At 65.2% G+C, this 17,165-nt stretch carries 19 protein-coding genes and 3 pseudogenes; 14 read left to right on the top strand and 8 right to left on the bottom strand.

Annotation, left to right across the window (positions count from 1 at the left end; all coding sequences use genetic code 11):
- The first annotated feature begins 74 nt into the window (after positions 1-74).
- The 3 genes and pseudogenes from M3M27_RS16455 (at position 75) to M3M27_RS16445 (ending at position 3,366) form a co-directional block, all read left to right on the top strand.
- Positions 75-1,346: a sensor histidine kinase gene (locus tag M3M27_RS16455; protein WP_434026300.1), complete on the top strand. Its 1,272-nt coding sequence runs from the start codon at positions 75-77 to the stop codon at positions 1,344-1,346.
- Positions 1,347-1,350: 4 nt separating this feature from the next.
- Positions 1,351-2,151, top strand: a pseudogene (locus tag M3M27_RS16450) (IS5 family transposase); the annotation flags it as partial.
- Between the two features lie 180 nt (positions 2,152-2,331).
- The gene (locus M3M27_RS16445) at positions 2,332-3,366 is read left to right on the top strand and encodes a TraB/GumN family protein (protein ID WP_434026299.1); all 1,035 of its coding nucleotides are present in this window, start codon (positions 2,332-2,334) and stop codon (positions 3,364-3,366) included.
- A gap of 24 nt (positions 3,367-3,390) precedes the next feature.
- Here M3M27_RS16445 and M3M27_RS16440 read toward each other — a convergent pair whose 3' ends face one another.
- The 3 genes from M3M27_RS16440 to M3M27_RS16430 are packed head-to-tail and all read right to left on the bottom strand — an operon-like array spanning position 3,391 to position 5,776.
- Positions 3,391-4,071 carry a hypothetical protein gene (locus M3M27_RS16440; RefSeq protein ID WP_434026298.1) on the bottom strand — a complete coding sequence of 227 codons (681 nt, stop codon included), beginning with the start codon at positions 4,069-4,071 and terminating at the stop codon, positions 3,391-3,393.
- Positions 4,072-4,095: 24 nt separating this feature from the next.
- Complete coding sequence (locus M3M27_RS16435; protein ID WP_434026297.1) at positions 4,096-5,121, bottom strand: hypothetical protein; 1,026 nt, start codon at positions 5,119-5,121, stop codon at positions 4,096-4,098.
- Positions 5,111-5,776: a hypothetical protein gene (locus M3M27_RS16430; protein ID WP_434026296.1), complete on the bottom strand. Its 666-nt coding sequence runs from the start codon at positions 5,774-5,776 to the stop codon at positions 5,111-5,113. The genes M3M27_RS16435 and M3M27_RS16430 overlap by 11 nt, the downstream gene beginning before the upstream one ends.
- Before the next feature lie 447 nt (positions 5,777-6,223).
- Here M3M27_RS16430 and M3M27_RS16425 point away from each other — a divergent pair.
- From M3M27_RS16425 to tnpA, 3 genes and pseudogenes are all read left to right on the top strand, one after another.
- Positions 6,224-6,343 (top strand): annotated as a pseudogene (locus M3M27_RS16425) (IS200/IS605 family transposase); the annotation flags it as partial.
- A gap of 34 nt (positions 6,344-6,377) precedes the next feature.
- Complete coding sequence (locus tag M3M27_RS16420; protein ID WP_434026295.1) at positions 6,378-7,175, top strand: IS5 family transposase; 798 nt, start codon at positions 6,378-6,380, stop codon at positions 7,173-7,175.
- A gap of 6 nt (positions 7,176-7,181) precedes the next feature.
- Positions 7,182-7,448 (top strand): annotated as a pseudogene (tnpA, locus tag M3M27_RS16415) (IS200/IS605 family transposase); the annotation flags it as partial.
- A gap of 234 nt (positions 7,449-7,682) precedes the next feature.
- Here the strand turns inward: tnpA and M3M27_RS16410 are convergent.
- Positions 7,683-8,414, bottom strand: a complete 732-nt coding sequence (locus tag M3M27_RS16410; protein ID WP_434026294.1) for an SGNH/GDSL hydrolase family protein — start codon at positions 8,412-8,414, stop codon at positions 7,683-7,685.
- Positions 8,415-8,572: 158 nt separating this feature from the next.
- Here M3M27_RS16410 and M3M27_RS16405 point away from each other — a divergent pair, with 158 nt between their 5' ends.
- The 8 genes from M3M27_RS16405 (at position 8,573) to M3M27_RS16370 (ending at position 14,311) form a co-directional block, all read left to right on the top strand.
- Positions 8,573-8,953, top strand: a complete 381-nt coding sequence (locus M3M27_RS16405; protein ID WP_140723879.1) for a diacylglycerol kinase — start codon at positions 8,573-8,575, stop codon at positions 8,951-8,953.
- Positions 8,954-8,982: 29 nt separating this feature from the next.
- Complete coding sequence (locus M3M27_RS16400) at positions 8,983-9,732, top strand: TerC family protein (protein ID WP_140723876.1); 750 nt, start codon at positions 8,983-8,985, stop codon at positions 9,730-9,732.
- Positions 9,733-9,851: 119 nt separating this feature from the next.
- Entirely contained in the window at positions 9,852-10,481 is a 630-nt protein-coding gene (locus M3M27_RS16395) for a LemA family protein (RefSeq protein ID WP_140723873.1), read from the top strand.
- Positions 10,482-10,518: 37 nt separating this feature from the next.
- Positions 10,519-11,421, top strand: a complete 903-nt coding sequence (locus M3M27_RS16390; protein WP_434028031.1) for a TPM domain-containing protein — start codon at positions 10,519-10,521, stop codon at positions 11,419-11,421.
- Positions 11,421-11,912, top strand: a complete 492-nt coding sequence (locus M3M27_RS16385) for a TPM domain-containing protein (protein ID WP_140723870.1) — start codon at positions 11,421-11,423, stop codon at positions 11,910-11,912. The genes M3M27_RS16390 and M3M27_RS16385 overlap by 1 nt, the downstream gene beginning before the upstream one ends.
- A gap of 148 nt (positions 11,913-12,060) precedes the next feature.
- Complete coding sequence (gene lgt / locus M3M27_RS16380) at positions 12,061-12,966, top strand: prolipoprotein diacylglyceryl transferase (protein WP_434026293.1); 906 nt, start codon at positions 12,061-12,063, stop codon at positions 12,964-12,966.
- Positions 12,963-13,757 (top strand): thymidylate synthase, encoded by a 795-nt coding sequence (locus M3M27_RS16375; RefSeq protein ID WP_140723866.1) that lies wholly within the window; start codon positions 12,963-12,965, stop codon positions 13,755-13,757. The genes lgt and M3M27_RS16375 overlap by 4 nt, the downstream gene beginning before the upstream one ends.
- Positions 13,758-13,876: 119 nt before the next feature.
- A complete protein-coding gene (locus M3M27_RS16370) occupies positions 13,877-14,311 on the top strand; it encodes a dihydrofolate reductase (RefSeq protein WP_434026292.1) in 435 nt (144 codons plus the stop codon).
- Positions 14,312-14,318: 7 nt separating this feature from the next.
- Here the strand turns inward: M3M27_RS16370 and M3M27_RS16365 are convergent, their stop codons facing one another.
- The 4 genes from M3M27_RS16365 to M3M27_RS16350 all read right to left on the bottom strand — a co-directional run bounded on the left by M3M27_RS16365 (position 14,319) and on the right by M3M27_RS16350 (position 16,933).
- Positions 14,319-15,272: a symmetrical bis(5'-nucleosyl)-tetraphosphatase gene (locus M3M27_RS16365; protein WP_434026291.1), complete on the bottom strand. Its 954-nt coding sequence runs from the start codon at positions 15,270-15,272 to the stop codon at positions 14,319-14,321.
- Between the two features lie 13 nt (positions 15,273-15,285).
- Complete coding sequence (apaG, locus tag M3M27_RS16360; RefSeq protein ID WP_140723859.1) at positions 15,286-15,669, bottom strand: Co2+/Mg2+ efflux protein ApaG; 384 nt, start codon at positions 15,667-15,669, stop codon at positions 15,286-15,288.
- Between the two features lie 128 nt (positions 15,670-15,797).
- Complete coding sequence (gene rsmA, locus M3M27_RS16355) at positions 15,798-16,598, bottom strand: 16S rRNA (adenine(1518)-N(6)/adenine(1519)-N(6))-dimethyltransferase RsmA (protein ID WP_434026290.1); 801 nt, start codon at positions 16,596-16,598, stop codon at positions 15,798-15,800.
- On the bottom strand, positions 16,595-16,933 hold the full coding sequence (locus M3M27_RS16350; protein ID WP_140723855.1) for a tRNA-binding protein: 339 nt from the start codon (positions 16,931-16,933) through the stop codon (positions 16,595-16,597). The genes rsmA and M3M27_RS16350 overlap by 4 nt, the downstream gene beginning before the upstream one ends.
- Positions 16,934-17,165 lie beyond the last annotated feature (232 nt).

Raw genomic sequence — 17,165 nt, 5'->3', positions numbered from 1 at the left:
CATGGCGGCTTCCGGCACAGGTGGGTGGGGAGGTCTCTTCCTATAATCCGGGCGCGCATCATCTGGACGCCGAAATGCCCTACGGCTTGCCCCGGAAAATACGCATCGCGTTCATCGTGCAGACCGTGCTGGCGAGTCTGGCGATCGTGGTGGGCGCCTGGCTGGTCACGATCGTCGTCAAGTACAGCCTGATCCGTACCGTGCTGGAGGACGAGGCGGCGCACTTCTGGCAGCTGTATCAATCCTCGCCTGCGCAGCCGCCGCCCAACACCTCGTTCGTCCGCGGGTACCTGGTGCCCGCGGGCGAGTCGCGCCTGGTGCTGCCGGAGTACATGCGCCCGCTCGCGGACGGTTTCCACGAAATGGAACGGCAGAACGAGCTGGTGCTGGTGCAGAGCCGGCCGCAGGGGACGCTGTACCTGGCGTTCCTGCGCTCGCAGGCGCAGCACCTCGCCTTCTGGTTCGGTGCGGTGCCGGTGCTGCTGATCCTGCTGGCGGTGTATGCGGTGTCGTGGCTGACGTACCGCATGTCCAAGCGCCTGGTCTCGCCGGTGAACTGGCTGGCGCGGCGCGTGGCGAACTGGGACCCGCGGCATCCGGACGCGAGCGACCTGGCGCCCGTGCACCTGCCGGCCGACCTGCAGGGCGAGACGCGGCAGCTGGCGCTGGCGCTGCATTCGATGGCCACGCGCGTCGGCGAGCACATCGCGCGCGAGCGCAACTTCACCCGCGACGCCAGCCACGAGCTGCGCACGCCGCTGACGGTGGTGCGGGTGGCCACCGACATGGCGATCTCGGAGGAAGGCGTGCCGCCGCGCGTGGAGCGCAGCCTGCGCCGGATCCAGCGCGCCGGGCGCGACATGGAGGCGGTGATCGACGCCTTCCTGATCCTGGCGCGCGAGGCGGAGGTCACGCCGCAGAGCGAGACGTTCGATGTCGCCGATCTCGTCGAGGAGGAGGCCGAGAGCGCCCGCGAGCTGCTCGGCGAGAAGCCGGTGCGCGTGGACGTGAGGCTGGTGCACGCGTTGCAGCTGCACGCGCCGCCGCGCGTGTTGCGGGTGGTGTTGAGCAATCTGCTGCGCAATGCCTGCGCCTATACCGACAACGGCAGCGTGGTGGTGGAAGTGCACGCGTACGGCATCGTGGTGCGCGACACGGGCATCGGCATGAGCGAGGAAGCGCGGGTGCGGGCGTTCGAGCCGTTCTTCCGGGGGGAGCCGGGCCGGCCGCAGGGGACGGGGCTGGGGCTCTCGATCGTGCGGCGGTTGTGCGATCGGTTCGGGTGGAAGATCGAGCTGGACAGCGAGCCGGGGATCGGGACTTCGGTGGTGATCCGGTTCGCTTGAGGGAATTCTTTTTTTTCAGCAGTGGTACGCACTGAGCGATCCGGCGGCGGAAGAGGCCCTGTACGACACGGTGTCGATGCGCCGTTTCGCGAAGCTCGGCGGGCTGGATGCGGTGCCGGATGAGACGACGATCCTCAACTTCCGCCGGTTGCTGGAGACACATGGCCTGGCGCGCAAGTTATTCAATCGGGTCAATGCGCATCGGTCGCGCAAGGGCCAAAGCCTGCGCGGTGGCACGATCGTGGACGCCACGATCATTGCCGCGCCCAGTTCGACCAAGAACCAGGGCGGCGAGCGTGATCCGGATATGCACCAGGCCAAGAAGGGCAACCAGTACTACTTCGGGATGAAGACGCACATCGGGGTGGACGACGAGTCCGGCCTGGTGCGCCACGTGGAATGCACGGCAGCCAACGTGGCAGACATCACGCAGGCGCATAAGCTGCTGCACGGTGAGGAAGACACGGTGTACGGCGACAGCGGCTACACCGGGCTGGAAAAAAGCGAAGAGATGAAGCACAAGCGCAAATTGCGCTACCTGATCGCGGAGAAGCCCTCGAAGCTGAAGCAGATCAGGAACAAGCGCGAATTGAAGTGGGCCGAACGCTGGGAACACGCCAAGGCCAGCCTGCGAGCGAAGGTGGAACACCCGTTCCGGGTGATCAAGCGTCAATTTGGGTACGTCAAAGTCCGCTATCGCGGCCTGGCGAAGAACACGGCGCAGATGCTGACGCTGTTTGCATTGTCAAATTTGTGGATGAAGCGAAGGCCGTTATTACCTGCCATGGGGCAGGTGCGCCCGTAATCCGAGAAGCGCGCCGGAAATACGCCGGAAACGGCGAAAATCCGATGGTTCAAACACGAACTGAGGGAATGATGTTGCATCTCTCGTCCTCAGTCTGCATTGTTCAGACGTTCCCTAAGAAATCCCAACTTCCGTTCCGTACTGGTATGCTCAAGCCAACTGATCGCACAATGGATTGTTATGCTGATTTCTCGCGCGGGTATGTGCTTTCCTCTCGTCCTGGCTTTCGTCCTCGTCCCATTTTCAGCCAGCGCCCGTCAGGATTCAGCCGAGACGCAGTCCGCCACACAAACATCCCCCGGCATCGTTGATATGGCGTCGATGGTTGTGCGCGGCGCACAGCCTGGACCCGGTCTTTGGAAAGTGACCAAGGGCGACCATGTGCTCTGGATCCTCGGCACCCTCGCTCCTTTGCCCGATGACATCGAGTGGCAACCCAAGCAGGTCGAGTCCGTCATCGCGCAGTCACAGCAGGTGTTGCTTACGCCGAGTGTTAAATTCGATGTGGACATGGGTTTTTGGGGAAAGCTCACACTGCTTCCCTCCCTGATGAAAGCAAAAAAGAATGAAGGCGGTGCCGATCTGGCGCAGGTGGTCCCTGCTGAGGCCTACAAGCGCTGGCTTGTGCTTAAACAGCACTATTTGGGGAACAACACATCGGTGGAAAAGAAGCGGCCGATGTTGGCTGGCCAAGAGCTATATAACGAGGCAATCAAGAAGAGTGGCCTTGGGAACAAGGCGGTTATCTGGCCGGTTGTCAGTGCAGCGAGCAAGCGCGCAGGGATTGAACCCACATCCACCCAACTTCTCGTCCAACTGACGGATGCGCGTGCTGCCGTCAAACAGTTCAGTCGCGACGGTATGGATGACCGGGCATGCTTCGCAAGTCAGATCGACGCGGTTGAATACGATCTCGCTTTCATGGTGAACCGAGCGAACGCGTGGGCGTTGGGCGACATCGGTCAGTTGACCTCGCTGCCGCATGCGGATCCACAGGTGGTATGCATGCAGGCATTTCTCGATTCGACGGTCATCAAGCAAAGAGGCTATGGGGACCTGTACGAGAAGCTGCGTCAGCATTGGATGGCTTTCGCGGACAAGGCGCTTGACACAAACAGCTCGACGTTTGCCTTGTTGCCCGTTGATGAGTTGCTCAAGCCCAATGGCTACCTCGACCGACTGCGCGCTCAAGGATACGAGATCGAGGCGCCTTAAACGACTACTGGCGTCGCGGGAAGTTCATTTACCCGTCTCCAACTCACCTTCGGCGCCTTCGTATTGGGCGCCGAAGCAACGCTTCTCTCGCCGTCTCCTCTCTTCTGCGCTGCACGGCTTTTCTAAAGCGCCCGTGGCCGATAGAAGAAGCTTGGCGGCCTTGGAATGGAATGCCCATGATTGCTGCATCGCCCCTCCATCCGGCGCCCAGGACTTGTTGAATCGGGTGCTTTTTACATCGACTGGTTGCCTACTGTCCTGCAGGCCAGAGCTGCGTATGCCGATCTCCGCCACATAAGCCGATGGAAGGCGGAGATTCAATGTGCTCGGCGAGTGCTCAGAGTCGTCGGCGATTGACGCTTCACCAGGGACGCTCGTTGCGGCCTTGTCTGGTGACGTATCAATAGTTGCTTCCGTAAACCGTCTGGCCACTGAAGGTCTGCTGGCACTTGTGGACGGCCGTGGCTTCACCGGGGACGAGACCGAAGTCGTCGGATCGGCAACCTGCACCTCCGGTGGAATCTGCGTGATAAATCGGATGGAGAGGCGCGACGTTTCGATCGCTTCTGGCCTGACTATTGGGTCGACCTCCATGAAAAGCACGCTCGCAAGCAGCAGATGCAGCAACAGCACGGCGGCTACTGCAATCAGATTTTCGGTGATCCTCCTCCTCCAAGATCTCCGGCTCGAGTTCATCCAGGTCATATCGGTATCGCTAAGCCAGGCACTTCAACCACCAGTCGCGTCCGACTCGCGGAGCACCAAGACGGAATGTCGTCGCAGCATTGGATCCGCAGCAAGCAGTTTGAGTAGTGCGCCAGGATCAGAAGCGTTGCCGAGACTTATCGGACTGCGGTAGGTCAGCCAATAGAGCCAGAAGATTCTGGCGGTGCCGATGGCCTGCTCGTAGACATGAAAAAGAGATCGCACCAACTGATAGTCGTGATACTCCAGGAAGTCGACATTGGCGCTGGTGGCAAGCGTGCGTTCGGATGCGGCGACGAGCGCCGGAAGAACTTGTGGTTTCGCATCAGTTCCAGCAATCCGAGGTAGGAATGGGACCAATATGGAACCGGTCTTCCGGATGAGTTGCCCTACGCCTAGCATCACTACGAAGTCTTTTCCGAGGAAGCTGATTGCTGTGCCGACGGTAACGTCCTTGCACACGTCCGGCATCAAGATCACGGTGCCGCCTGACTTGAGTGTCTTCAGTGCTTGACCGAGTCCGGCAGCGTTGTTATGGCAGATTGCCACATCGCGCGCGATCGTCGGAATCACGCGTTGTGCGATCTCATCAAACGTACTGTTGGTTTGGACCGAGGAGGGCGGGTCGTAAAAAATGACCACACGTCGTTGAGCGGGTGTCGCCAGGGCGATGGAGATGATCGCCGGAATGAACTCTCCGTAGTGAGGAACACTCACGATGACGCCGCCATCCGAATCCAAGGCCATTTTCTGACCGGGAGTGAGAGGGCAGAGCATGCTGGCCAAGGGCATCATGATCTGACCGGGCAAGACCACCATCATCCAAGATTTGAGCTTGTAGTTCGCGATCCAGGCAGCATAGGAATGCAGCGTCTGTCCTGAAGAATGGCACTGCGCTTCTATTGCATCAATGTCCAGTGATGCCTTTGAATAGATGGCAATTGCCTTTGCAAGATCGCGCTTGGGTCTGAACCTGAAAAGTACCTCGCATATCCTAAAGTGCCAAGAGACAAGGACGTTGATGAGTTGTGCCGCGGCCTTAGCGAGCATTGGCGAACTCCTTTCGGGCGATGCGTTCGATTTCCTTGAGATGGGAAATCTGCTCCATGGCTAGCTCGGCCGGCATCTGGCCGCGATGGGCGTAATCCATCAAGATCGAGTAATACTCACGAACTCGGACAAGTTGCTGTTGTAGGTGGCGACTGCGCAGGCGCTCCTCGGCCAAGTGGCTGGCCACGCTGTTAGCCACGCTTTCGGCACGTTCCAAGTGTTCCTTCAGCGCTTCGATCAATCGCGCCCGAGTGTCGGGTTCGGCAGAGACGTCGAAGGTTTCACCATGGCCTTCGATGTCTACAAGCGCACAATACTTCTCAGCGCACAGGAGTTCGAACGCAGACATGCTCTTGGCGATGCCGTTGACGTAGACATAGAATGAAGCTTGACCAAGTCCAGCTATCTGGTCGGAAAACACAAAAATGTGCTGCTTTTCAGCTGTTCCGGCATGAAGCTTGCCCAGCATTTCGCCGGGGCTGTGCAACCCAATCCAGTCTGTTGCGATCCTGTCCATCACGTCGCGTGAGCCAACAACAAAGGACTTCCCGGCTTCTGCCTCGGATCGTGCTGTCAGTATGTTGGATTTGTTTGTTGAGACCACTGACACCCGTAATGGGCGTTCCCTGTCTTGTCTATCCGTGCAGGCAGCCATTTCTGCATCGTTCTCTGCGTAAAAAAGAAGAGGGGGGAGGTCAAGCCTCCCCTCTCTTTGGGCGCTTTAAAACCAGCAGGTGCAGATAGGGGTCGTCGGCGGCTGTTCGACCGCCAGTTGCAGCGTATCTCGCACACTCTCCACAACCTGGGACAGAGAGAAGGAGGCTTCAAGATCGTCGAGGCTCAATGCAGAGGCCATACTATTCATCCTTGTGATTATGCCGAAATGGCAGTGAGACTGTTAGCACATATATTTTATTTTAGCAAGAAATTTTTTGGGCTGCCTGCGAGTAGGCCGAAATTTTCCAGTTCTGCCTGGGCCTAAACCAATCTTGAGAGTTCCCGCGGCTCTGCCGGGAAGGCAGTAGAAGTTTGATGTATCCGGGAGTCCATCCCGGAAACTCCGAAACGTGAGCCGCCAAGCACACGAGACGGAGAAATCGAGATGGATGAGTTTGAGAGATTAAGTCACACGAGGTGGGAGTGTCTGTACTACGTCGTGTTCATACCGAAGTGTCGCCGCAAGACGCTGTATGTGGATCTGAGGAAGCATCTAGAGCGTGTTATGAACTTTGGGTGAGTCTCGCTATCGTAGCCGGATGAAGCCCAAGCGCCCGTACCCGACCGATGTTTCCGATGAAGAATGGGCCTTTGCGGCGCCTTACCTGACCCTGATGGATCCGCAGGCACGGCAGCGCAAGTGCGAGCTGCGCTTGATGTTCAATGCCTTGCGTTGGATGGCGCGAGCCGGCGCCCCATGGCGGTTGATTCCAAACGATTTTCCGCCATTGGAGGCGGTTTATCAGCAGACTCAGCGGTGGTTACAAGCCGGCTGCTTCGAGGCCATGGTCAACGACCTGCGTTCGGTCTTGCGGGTGGCGCAAGGCAAGCAAGGGCAGCCCAGCGCAGTGATCCTGGATGGCCGCACGCTGCAGTCCACCTGCGAGAGCGGCCCACGGGCCGGCTACGATGGCTACAAGCGCAAGAAGGGCAGCAAGGTGCACATAGCGCTGGACACGCCGCTGGCGGTGCAGGTCACGCCGACCAGCGAGCAGGAGCGGGCCCAGGTGCGATCGCTGGCGCAGGAAGTCCAGCATGTCACGGGCAAAACGGTGAAGGTCGCTTTCGTCGATCAGGGTTACACGGGCAAGGAACCGGCCGAAGCCGCGCAGGAGGAAGGCATCGAACTGCACGTAGTGAAGCTACCGGAGGCCAAGAAGGGCTTTGTGCTGCTGCCGCATCGCTGGGTCGTGGAGCGCAGTTTCGGATGGCTCAATCGGTTCCGCCGCTTGGCCCGTGACTATGAACGCCTGCCTGAAACCTTGGCAGGACTTCATTTCGTCGTCTTCACCATCCTCATGCTCGGCAATGCCGCTTCTCTACTTCAAAGTTCATAACACGCTCTAGGAGAGGTGTTTCGGCGATTGGCCGAGCAGAAGGAGAGCCGGGTCGAGGAGGGCCATCTGATGGCAGGTCACGTCCATATGTTGTTGAAGATTCCGCCGAAGTACGCGGTGGGCTATATCAAGGGCAAGAGCGCCATCCACCTAGTGCGGGTGTATGGGGAGCGGAAGCGGAACTTTGTAGGGCAGGGCTTCTGGGCGCGAAGCTACTTCGTCACGACGGTAGGTCGGGATGAAGAGCTGATCCGGGCATACATCCAGAACTAAGAGGCGGAAGATCGGCGCTTGGACCAATTGTAGTTGCTGAGGTAGTCGGCCACCTTCAGGTGGCCGCAACATAGAGAGGCGCGTAGCGCCCTCGCAGCCGCTTTGAGCGGCTCACATCTCTAAAGCCCCCGGCTTTGCCGGGGGATATTTACTGCGGGGAGGAGGTCAGAGCAAGAAAGCAAACCTAGGTTGTTAGAGGTGCCCTGAAGTCGCAACGGGTCTTCCCGGGATCCTTCAGCGCTTGTCCAGCTCCAGTGCCACCGCGTCGCGCCAGATCTCGTAGCCGGCGCGGGTCATGTGCAGTTGGTCCTCGCGGAACAGTTCGGGGCGCGGTTTGCCCGAGGCGTCGAGCATGCGGCTGTAGACGTCGATGAAGTCCACTTTCGGGAAGCGCGAGGCGGCGTGCCGGATCATGCGGTTGGCCTCGGCCATCTGCGGCATCAGTTGCGCGCGCGAGGGGCTGGGCTTGATCGAGATGTAGGCGATGCGGGTGTCCGGCAGGTCCTTGCGCACGCGCTGGACGAAGGCGACGAAGTCGTCGCGCACCTGCGCGGGGCTGCGCCCGGCGGCGAGGTCGTTGTCGCCGGCGTAGAACACGATCAGGCGGGGCGCGTACGGCACGACGATGCGGTCGGCGTACCAGGTGCTGTCGCGTACCTCCGAGCCGCCGAAGCCGCGGTTGATCACCGGCTGGCCCGGGAAGTCGGTGGCCAGCGTGTCCCAGAAGCGGATCGAGGAACTGCCGACGAACAGGACGCCGTGCTGGGGCGGCGGTTGCACGGCGTCGGCCGCCGCGAACTTTCGCATGTCCTCTTCCCAGGCGGCATTGGATACCTGTTCGGGGATCTTCGGCGCGGGACGGTCGAGGGCATGGGCCTGGGCACCGAGCAGGGCGAGGACGAGCAGGGTTGAGCGGACGATGCGGTGTTTCACGGGCGATCCTGATGCATGGAACCAGGGGCGCATGGTGCGTCACCGGGCCGGATGCGGGCAAACGGCCGGGCCGGCGGGGCGGCCGGAACGGCGGATGTGGCAGAATTACGGGTTCATCATCCTTGTCCTTGCGCCGATGACCGTCCGCCGTCGCCCGTTGCGCCTTCGCCGAATCCCGGGACGCCGCTGAGATGGCCGACCAGTCCGGCCATCTCCCGCGCGGGCCCAGGCGCATCCTCAAGGCGGCCGTCTGGTCGTTCCAGGGCCTGCGCGCGGCCTGGCTGCACGAGTCCTCGTTCCGGCTGGAGGTCTACCTGTCGGTCGTGCTGGTGCCGCTGGCGCTGTGGCTGGGCCAGACGCCGGTCGAGCGCGTGCTGATGATCGGCTCGCTGCTGCTGGTGCTGGCGATGGAGCTGGCCAATTCGGCGATCGAGGCGGTGATCGAGCGCTACGGCCCGGAGCACCATGAACTGGCCGGGCGGGCCAAGGACATGGGGTCGGCCGCGGTGTTCGTGCTGATGGTGAACGTGCTGGTGTGCTGGGGCCTGGTCCTGGCCCCGCGCTATCTCTGACATCCCCTCCACATTCGAAGGTTTCCCCCATGTTGCTTGAGTTGCTGACCGATCCCAATGCCTGGCTGACGCTGGTGACGCTCAGTGCGCTGGAAATCGTGCTGGGCATCGACAATCTGGTGTTCATCTCGATCGCGGTCAGCAAGCTGCCGGAAGCGCGCCGCCCGTTCGCCCGCCGCCTGGGCATCGCGGTGGCCTGCATCACCCGCATCGTGCTGCTGGTCTCGCTGGCCTACCTGGCGCACATGCAGGCCGATCTGTTCAGCGTCGCCGGCATGGGCATCTCGATACGCGACCTGGTGCTGATCATCGGCGGCCTGTTCCTGCTGGTGAAGGGCGGCAAGGAGATCCGCGAGCTGATCACCGGCGGCGAGGACAGCGACCCGACCACCAGCAAGGCGACCGGCGTGTTCGGGCTGGTGATCCTGCAGATCGCGATCATCGACATCGTGTTCTCGCTGGACTCGGTGATCACCGCGGTCGGCATCGCCGAGCACATCCCGGTCATGGTCGGCGCGATCCTGCTGTCGGTGGCGGTGATGCTGCTGGCCGCCAACCCGCTGGGCCGCTTCATCGACGCCAATCCGACCGTGAAGATGCTGGCGCTCGCCTTCATCCTGATGATCGGCGCGGTGCTGGTCCTGGACGGCCTGGAAGTGCACGTGCCCAAGCCGTACATCTACGCGGCGATGGGGTTCTCGGTGCTGGTGGAGTGGCTGAACCTGCTGATGCGCCGCCGCGCGGTGGCGCACCACGTGCCCGGCGCCGGCAACTGGTGACCGCACAGGGGTCCCCGGCCGCCCGCCGGCCCGGGACCCCGGCCCGCCGGGGCCCTGCATGCCACGCATGCGGGGTTCATGGCATGCTGGATGCCCCTAGAACGCACCGGAGTCGTGCCATGCGCCTGTTGATCCGTTCGTTGCTGCTGTGGGTGGTCGTCGCCTCGCTGGCGGGATGCGGCTACAACACGATCCAGCAGAAGGACGAGGCGGTGAAGGCCGGTTGGTCGGAGGTGCTCAACCAGTACCAGCGCCGCTACGACCTGATCCCGAACCTGGTCAACACGGTCAAGGGCTACGCGCAGCACGAGCAGCAGGTGCTGACCCAGGTCACCGAGGCGCGCTCGCGGGTCGGGCAGATCCAGGTCAACGCCGAGGACGCGCAGTCGCTGCAACAGTTCCAGCAGGCCCAGGGCGAGCTCGGCAGCGCGCTGCAGCGCCTGCTGGTGGTCAGCGAGAACTATCCCCAGCTCAAGGCCGACCAGTCCTTCCGCGACCTGCAGGCGCAGCTGGAGGGCACCGAGAACCGCATCACCGTGGCGCGCGGCCGCTACATCCAGTCGGTGCAGGACTACAACACCTACATCCGCCAGTTCCCGCAGGTGATCACCGCCAAGATCACCGGAGCCAAGGAGAAGCCCAATTTCAGCGTGGCCAACGAGGCCGAGGTCTCGCGCGCGCCGACGGTGGACTTCGGCGGCCCGCAGCCGCAGCAGGCCCCGCAACAGGCACCCGCGCCGGGCCACTGAGGCGGCCGTCCCCGTGACGCCTGTCCTGCGGCGATGCATGGCGGCGCTGGCGCTCTGGCTGGCGCTGCTGGCGCCGGCCTGGCCGCAGCAACTCGCGGCGATCCCGGCGCTCGACTCGCCGGTGGTCGACCAGACCGGCACGCTCGACGCCGCGCAGAGGCAGCAGCTCGAGCAGCAGGCGTTGGCCTTGCAGCGGCAGAAGGGCAGCCAGCTGCAGGTGCTGATCGTGTCCAGCACCCAGCCCGAGACCATCGAGGAATACACCCAGCGCGTGTTCGACGCATGGAAGCTGGGGCGCAAGGGCGTGGACGACGGCGTGCTGCTGGTGGTCGCCAAGGACGACCGGCGGGTGCGCATCCAGCCTGGCTACGGGCTGGAGGGCGCGATCCCCGACGCGATCGCCAACCGCATCATCCAGGAGTACCTGGTCCCGCGTTTCCGCCAGGGCGACTACGCCGGCGGCGTCCAGGAAGCGAGCGGCGTGCTGGTCAAGCTGATCGAGGGCGAGCCGCTGCCGGCACCGGTCAGCGGCCACGACGACGCCCGCCGCAGCGGAGGCGGCGCCGGCTGGCTCGTGGCCCTGTTCGTGGGCTTCGTCGTCGCCAGCATCGCGCGCGGGGCCTTCGGCTGGGCGCCGCGGCCGGTGCGGGCGCTGCTCAGCGGCGGCGCGGCCGGGCTGGCGGCGCTGTGGTTCACCTCGTTGTTCCTCGCCAGCGGAGCGGCGGCGCTGGTCGGATTCCTGGTCGGGCTGGTATCCGGCTCGCCCGGCAGCTTCGTCCGCCATGGCGGCTGGGGCGGCTGGGGTGGCGGGGGCGGCTTCGGTGGCGGTGGTTTCGGCGGTGGAGGCGGCTTCGGCGGTGGAGGCGGCTTCGGCGGCGGTGGCGGCTGGGGCGGCGGTGGTGGTTCGTCGGGAGGCGGCGGCGCCTCGGGGAGCTGGTGATGCGACTGTTGCGACACCTGTTCGCGCCCTCGGCACAACGCCTGTTCCCGCCTGCGCGGCTGGATGCGATCGCCGCGGCCATCGAGGCCTGCGAGCGGGCGCATCGCGGCGAGATCATGTTCGCGGTCGAATCGGACCTGCCGATCGCGGCGGTCCTGCGGGGCATGCCGCCGCGCGCGCGCGCCGAGCATGCGTTCGCGCAGCTGCGGACCTGGGATACCCACGCCAACAACGGGGTGCTGATCTATCTGCTGCTGGCCGACCATGCGATCGAGATCGTGGCCGACCGGGGATTGCGCGGGAAGGTGAGCGAGGCGCAGTGGCGCGAGGTCTGCAGGCGCATCGAGGAAGGCCTGCGCGCCGGCGAGGCCGAGGCGGCGGTGATCGGCGGCATCCGTGCGGTATCGGACTTGCTGGCCCTGCATTTCCCGCGCAGCGGCGACGAGCAGGACGAGGACGAGTTGCCCAATCGACCGCAGCTGCTGGGGTGATCGCGGCGCCGCGGCAACCGCAGGCACGCGCCATCGCGGCTCGCGCCACTCCCGGCACCGTTCCCGGCAGCCGGTGAAGGCCGGTACAGCCCCGCGGGCGGCTTAGCTGGCAAAATGGCGGCCTCGCTTTGGCCGGGTTCCGCCGCGCATGACCTATCTCCACGACATCGACCCGATCGCCTTCTCGCTGGGACCGGTGCAGGTGCACTGGTACGGGCTGATGTACCTGCTGGGCTTCCTCGCCGCATGGTGGCTGGGTCGCCTGCGCATCCGCGCTGGCCGGCTGCCGGGCGTGGACGCGAACGGGTTCTCCGACCTGCTGTTCTACGCGATGCTCGGCGTCGTGCTGGGCGGGCGCATCGGCTACATGCTGTTCTACGCGTTCGGCGCGCTGGTGCAGAACCCGCTGGTCCTGTTCAAGGTGTGGGAAGGCGGCATGAGCTTCCACGGCGGCCTGCTCGGCGTGCTGGTCGCCGTGGCCTGGTGGGCGCGCAAGCATCGCCTGCACATCTTCGACGTGGTCGACTTCATCGCGCCGCTGGTGCCGCTGGGGCTGGGCTTCGGCCGGCTCGGCAACTTCATCGGCGGCGAGTTGTGGGGCAAGTTCACCCAGGCCGGATGGGGCGTGATCTTCCCGCATGCGCCGCTGAGCGACATACCGGCCGGCCAGCCGGCGATGGAGCAGTTGATGAGCGTCGCGCAGATCCAGCAGCAGTACGCCGCGGGCCTGCTCGACCGCTACGCGCGCCACCCCTCGCAGCTGTACGAGGCGGCGCTGGAAGGACTGGTGATGTTCGCGGCGATCTGGCTGTTCTCGCTGAAGCCGCGCGCGCGCTATGCCGTATCCGGTCTGTTCGCGCTGCTGTACGGCGTGTTCCGCTTCACGGTCGAGTTCGTGCGCATGCCGGACAACGGCGTCTACGTCGCGTTCGGCTGGCTGACGCGCGGCCAGATCCTGAGCCTGCCGCTGATCGCGGTGGGGCTGTTCCTGCTGTGGCTGTCGCGCCGCGCGCCGGTGCTGCAGCCCGTGCCCGCCGCGGAGGCCGCCAAGTGAAGCAATACCTCGACCTGCTGCGGCACGTGCTGGAGCACGGCACGGAGAAATCCGACCGCACCGGCACCGGCACGCGCAGCGTGTTCGGCTGGCAGATGCGCTTCGACCTGGAAGAAGGCTTCCCGCTGGTCACCACCAAGAAGCTGCACCTGCGCTCGATCATCCACGAGCTGCTGTGGTTCCTGAAGGGCGATACCAACATCGCCTACCTCAAGGAGAACAAGGTCAGCATCTGGGACGAGTGGGCCGACGCCAACGGCGACCTCGGCCCGGTCTACGGCAAGCAATGGCGCAGCTGGGCCACGCCCGAGGGCGGGGAGATCGACCAGATGCGCTGGGTGGTGGAGGAAATCAAGCGCAACCCGGATTCGCGCCGGCTGGTGGTCAGCGCCTGGAACGTGGCCGACCTGCCCAAGATGGCGCTGATGCCGTGCCACAACCTGTTCCAGTTCTACGTGGCCGATGGCAAGTTGAGTTGCCAGCTCTACCAGCGCAGCGGCGACATCTTCCTCGGCGTGCCGTTCAACATCGCCAGCTATGCGCTGCTCACGCACCTGGTGGCGCAGGCGACCGGGCTGCGCGCCGGCGACTTCGTGCACACGCTGGGCGACGCGCACCTGTATTCGAACCACTTCGAGCAGGCGCGCGAGCAGCTGTCGCGCGCGCCGCGGCCGCTGCCGAAGCTGCGGCTCAACCCGGCGGTGAGCGACCTGTTCGCCTTCGGGTTCGACGACATCGCGATCGAGGGCTACGACCCGCACCCGGCGATCAAGGCGCCGGTGGCGGTATGAGGGAAAGCGGGGACCCGGAGAGCGCCGATCGGGAAGGCCCCGCGGCTGCTCTTCCCGCGCCCCGGCTTTCCCTGATCGCCGCACTCGATCGCCGCAACGCCATCGGCCGCGACAACGCGATGCCCTGGCACCTGCCGGACGATTTCCGGCACTTCAAGGCGCGCACGCTCGGCAAGCCGATCCTGATGGGCCGCAAGACCGCAGAGTCGCTCGGGCGCGCGCTGCCGGGGCGCTCGAACCTGGTGCTGACCCGTTCCGGCCGGGTGCCGTTCGACGGCATGCAGGCGGTGGCCACGCTGGAAGAGGCCATCGCCCGCGCGCAAAAGGCCGGTGCCGGGGAGCTGTGCGTGATCGGCGGCGGCGAGGTGTACCAGCTGGCGCTGCCGCGCGCGGACATGCTCTACCTGACCCATGTCGCGGCCGAGGTCGAAGGCGCCGATGCGTTCTTCCCCGCCATCGATGCGGCGGAGTGGGAGCCGGTGGCGCGCGAACGCCACCCCGCCGATGCGAGGCACGCGTTCGCGTTCGACTTCGTCGACTACCGCCGCCGCTGAGCGCGGCTCAGTCCTGGCCGGCGGGCGAGGGCGCGTCCTGCCTGGGCTGGCCCTTGCCACGCGCGCGGGAACGGCGCCCGCGGCGCGCGGGCCGCTCGGAGGCCGGCTTCTTCGGCGCGCGCGATGCCGGCGGCGGTCCGTCCACCTCGCGGCCCGGCACCTGCACGACGCGCAGTTCCTCGCTGTCCAGCTGCAGCGCGGTGAGCTTGCCGCCCCAGACCGCGCCGGTGTCGATCGCGTGGATGCCCTGGGTGATGGTCAGGCCGAGCGTGGACCAGTGGCCGCAGACGATCTTCAGGTCGCGCTCCACGCGGCCGGGCACCTCGAACCAGGGGTACATGCCCTGGGCCTGGGTGCCGGGCGTGCCCTTGTCCTCGGTGGCGATGCGCCCGCGCGGGGTGCAATAGCGCATCCGGGTGAGGATGTTGATGATGGCGCGGCTGCGGTCGTAGCCGCCGAGGCCCGGCGACCAACTCGGCTGGTCGCCGTACATGTTGCGCAACAGCTTGCGGTAGCCGTTGCCCTGCAGCTGTTGCTCGACCTCCTGCGCGTACTTCTCGGCCATCTGCGTGGTCCACTTCGGCCCCAGGCCGGCGTGCACCATCATCCAGCCCAGTGCGCGGTCGACATGCGCCAGCTTCTGCATGCGCAGCCAGTCCAGCAGCACGTCGCGGTCCTCGGCGAGCACCACGCGCTGCAGGTCCGGGTTGACCTTGCGTTGCTCCTCCTCCGAGCGCGCGCCGATCGCCAGCAGCGACAGGTCGTGGTTGCCGAGCACGATCACGCTGCGCTCGCGCAGCGAGTGCACCAGCCGCAGCGTTTCCAGCGACTGCCCGCCGCGGTTCACCAGGTCGCCGCAGAACCACAGCGTGTCCTGCGCCGGATCGAAGCGGATCTTCTCCAGCAACCGCTGGGTGACGTCGTAGCAGCCCTGCAGGTCGCCGATCGCCCAGATGCTCATGCCCGGGCCTCCATCAATGCAGGGTCCTGGGCACGCTCAGCACGAACGTGGCGATCGGCGCGGCGAACTCGGTGCCGTCGTCGGCGACCATGTCGTAATGGCCCTGCATCTGGCCGTGCTCGGTATCGAGCATCACGCCCGAGGTGTACTGGAACTGCTCGCCCGGGCGCAGCCGCGGCTGTTCGCCGACCACGCCTTCGCCGTCGACGTGCTGGACCTGGCCGTTGCCGTCGGTGATGCGCCAGTGGCGCGCGACCAGGCGCGCGGCGATGTCGCCGGCGTTGCGGATGCGGATCGTATAGGCGAACGCGTACCGGCCGTCGGACGGCGCGGACTGCTGGTCGAGGAAGCGGGGCGAAACCTCGACCTCGATCCGGTAGCGGGGACTGTCTTGCATGCGGGAAAGTTTAGGGGCTGCCGGGATTCCCGAACAGGCCGCGCCTGCCCGGACGTCCCCGGCAGTGTGGCGGCCCGCCGTGCGAGCCGCCGTGAAGCCGCGGGCCCGGTCGCCGTGGCGCGCGCGGTTCAGTCCGCCGCCACGTTGGCGAGGCGGATGAAGTCGGCGACGTCCAACTGCTCGGCGCGCGCTTCCGGACGCACGCCGGCGGCCTCGAAATGGCGGTTGTCGCAGACCCCGGACAGCGCGTTGCGCAGCGTCTTGCGGCGCTGGCCGAACGCGGCGCGCACCACCTCGGCGAAGCGGCCGGCGTCGTCGATGCCGATCGTGGCCGGATCGCGCGGCACCAGCCGCGCCACCGCCGAGTCCACCTTGGGCGGCGGCCGGAACGCGCCCGGCGGCACCACGAACAGCGACTGCACCTGGCAGTACGCCTGCAGCATCACGCTGAGCCGGCCGTAGACCTTGCTGCCGGGCGCCGCGGCCATGCGCTCGACCACTTCCTTCTGCAGCATGAACACCATGTCGGTGATCGCCGCGGCGTGTTCCAGCGCGTGGAACAGGATCGGCGAGGACAGGTTGTAGGGCAGGTTGCCGACCAGGCGGATCCGGCCTTCGCCGGCCAGCGCGGTGAAGTTCACCGCCAGCACGTCGCGGTGGATGATCTCCAGCGTGCCGAGCCCGCGCGCGGCCTCGGTGAGCGGAAAGATCAGGTCGCGGTCGTACTCGATGACGGTCAGTTCGCCGTGGCGCTTGAGCAACGGGAAGGTGATCGCGCCCTGGCCGGGGCCGATCTCCACCAGCCGGTCGCCGGGCTGCGGGTTCACCGCCTGCACGATGCGGTCGATGTAGGCGCGCTCGTGCAGGAAGTGCTGGCCGAACTGCTTCTTGGCCGCGCCGAACTCGGTGGCGGGAGTGCGCGCGGTCATAGCAGGCGGGTCCCGAGCGGCACGTCGCGGTCGGGCACGCACAACGCGACGTGGCCGTCGGCGTCGTGGAAGCCGGTGACCAGGCATTCGGACATCAGCGGCCCGATCTGCTTCCTGGGGAAGTTCACCACGCCCACCACCAGCCGGCCGACCAGGGATTCGGGCGTGTAGTGTACCGTGATCTGCGCGCTGGACTTGCGCACGCCGATCTCGGGGCCGAAGTCCACCTGCAGGATATAGGCGGGCTTGCGCGCCTGCGCGAAGACTTCGGCGGACAGCACGCGGCCCACGCGCAGCTCGACCTTGGTGAAGTCGTTCCAGTCGATGAGTTCCATGCGGGGATTATGCGGGATTTCCCCGATCCTCATTCCATGCGCTCACCAGCCCCGCTCCCTCCAGGGCATAGCGCGCGCCATGGGGTGCGCGACCTGGAGCGCCCACGCCGCTGGCGCGGGCCGGGCGCGGAGCGGGGGCGGGGTACGGGGGGCGAAGCTCCTCGCGATATCCAACCGCGCGAGGCTTCGCCCGTACCCTCATCCGCTCCTTCGGAGCACCGTCTCGCCAAGG

The organism is Xanthomonas boreopolis, assembly GCF_046529185.1.
Taxonomy (GTDB): Bacteria; Pseudomonadota; Gammaproteobacteria; order Xanthomonadales; family Xanthomonadaceae; genus Pseudomonas_S; species Pseudomonas_S boreopolis.
The sequence above is the reverse complement of the archived record's forward strand: the minus strand, read 5'-3'. Positions and strand labels throughout refer to the sequence as shown.

Coding starts and splice junctions, on each gene's coding strand:
- M3M27_RS16435 (WP_434026297.1), bottom strand. CDS start 5,121: ATGCTCGCTAAGGCCGCGGCACAACTCATCAACGTCCTTGTCTCTTGG.
- M3M27_RS16405 (WP_140723879.1), top strand. CDS start 8,573: ATGGCCGACCAGTCCGGCCATCTCCCGCGCGGGCCCAGGCGCATCCTC.
- M3M27_RS16370 (WP_434026292.1), top strand. CDS start 13,877: ATGCCCTGGCACCTGCCGGACGATTTCCGGCACTTCAAGGCGCGCACG.
- M3M27_RS16400 (WP_140723876.1), top strand. CDS start 8,983: ATGTTGCTTGAGTTGCTGACCGATCCCAATGCCTGGCTGACGCTGGTG.
- M3M27_RS16365 (WP_434026291.1), bottom strand. CDS start 15,272: ATGAGCATCTGGGCGATCGGCGACCTGCAGGGCTGCTACGACGTCACC.
- M3M27_RS16445 (WP_434026299.1), top strand. CDS start 2,332: ATGCTGATTTCTCGCGCGGGTATGTGCTTTCCTCTCGTCCTGGCTTTC.
- M3M27_RS16390 (WP_434028031.1), top strand. CDS start 10,519: ATGGCGGCGCTGGCGCTCTGGCTGGCGCTGCTGGCGCCGGCCTGGCCG.
- M3M27_RS16455 (WP_434026300.1), top strand. CDS start 75: ATGCCCTACGGCTTGCCCCGGAAAATACGCATCGCGTTCATCGTGCAG.
- M3M27_RS16385 (WP_140723870.1), top strand. CDS start 11,421: ATGCGACTGTTGCGACACCTGTTCGCGCCCTCGGCACAACGCCTGTTC.
- M3M27_RS16395 (WP_140723873.1), top strand. CDS start 9,852: ATGCGCCTGTTGATCCGTTCGTTGCTGCTGTGGGTGGTCGTCGCCTCG.
- lgt (WP_434026293.1), top strand. CDS start 12,061: ATGACCTATCTCCACGACATCGACCCGATCGCCTTCTCGCTGGGACCG.
- M3M27_RS16430 (WP_434026296.1), bottom strand. CDS start 5,776: ATGGCTGCCTGCACGGATAGACAAGACAGGGAACGCCCATTACGGGTG.
- M3M27_RS16410 (WP_434026294.1), bottom strand. CDS start 8,414: ATGCGCCCCTGGTTCCATGCATCAGGATCGCCCGTGAAACACCGCATC.
- M3M27_RS16440 (WP_434026298.1), bottom strand. CDS start 4,071: ATGACCTGGATGAACTCGAGCCGGAGATCTTGGAGGAGGAGGATCACC.
- M3M27_RS16350 (WP_140723855.1), bottom strand. CDS start 16,933: ATGGAACTCATCGACTGGAACGACTTCACCAAGGTCGAGCTGCGCGTG.
- M3M27_RS16420 (WP_434026295.1), top strand. CDS start 6,378: ATGAAGCCCAAGCGCCCGTACCCGACCGATGTTTCCGATGAAGAATGG.
- apaG (WP_140723859.1), bottom strand. CDS start 15,669: ATGCAAGACAGTCCCCGCTACCGGATCGAGGTCGAGGTTTCGCCCCGC.
- rsmA (WP_434026290.1), bottom strand. CDS start 16,598: ATGACCGCGCGCACTCCCGCCACCGAGTTCGGCGCGGCCAAGAAGCAG.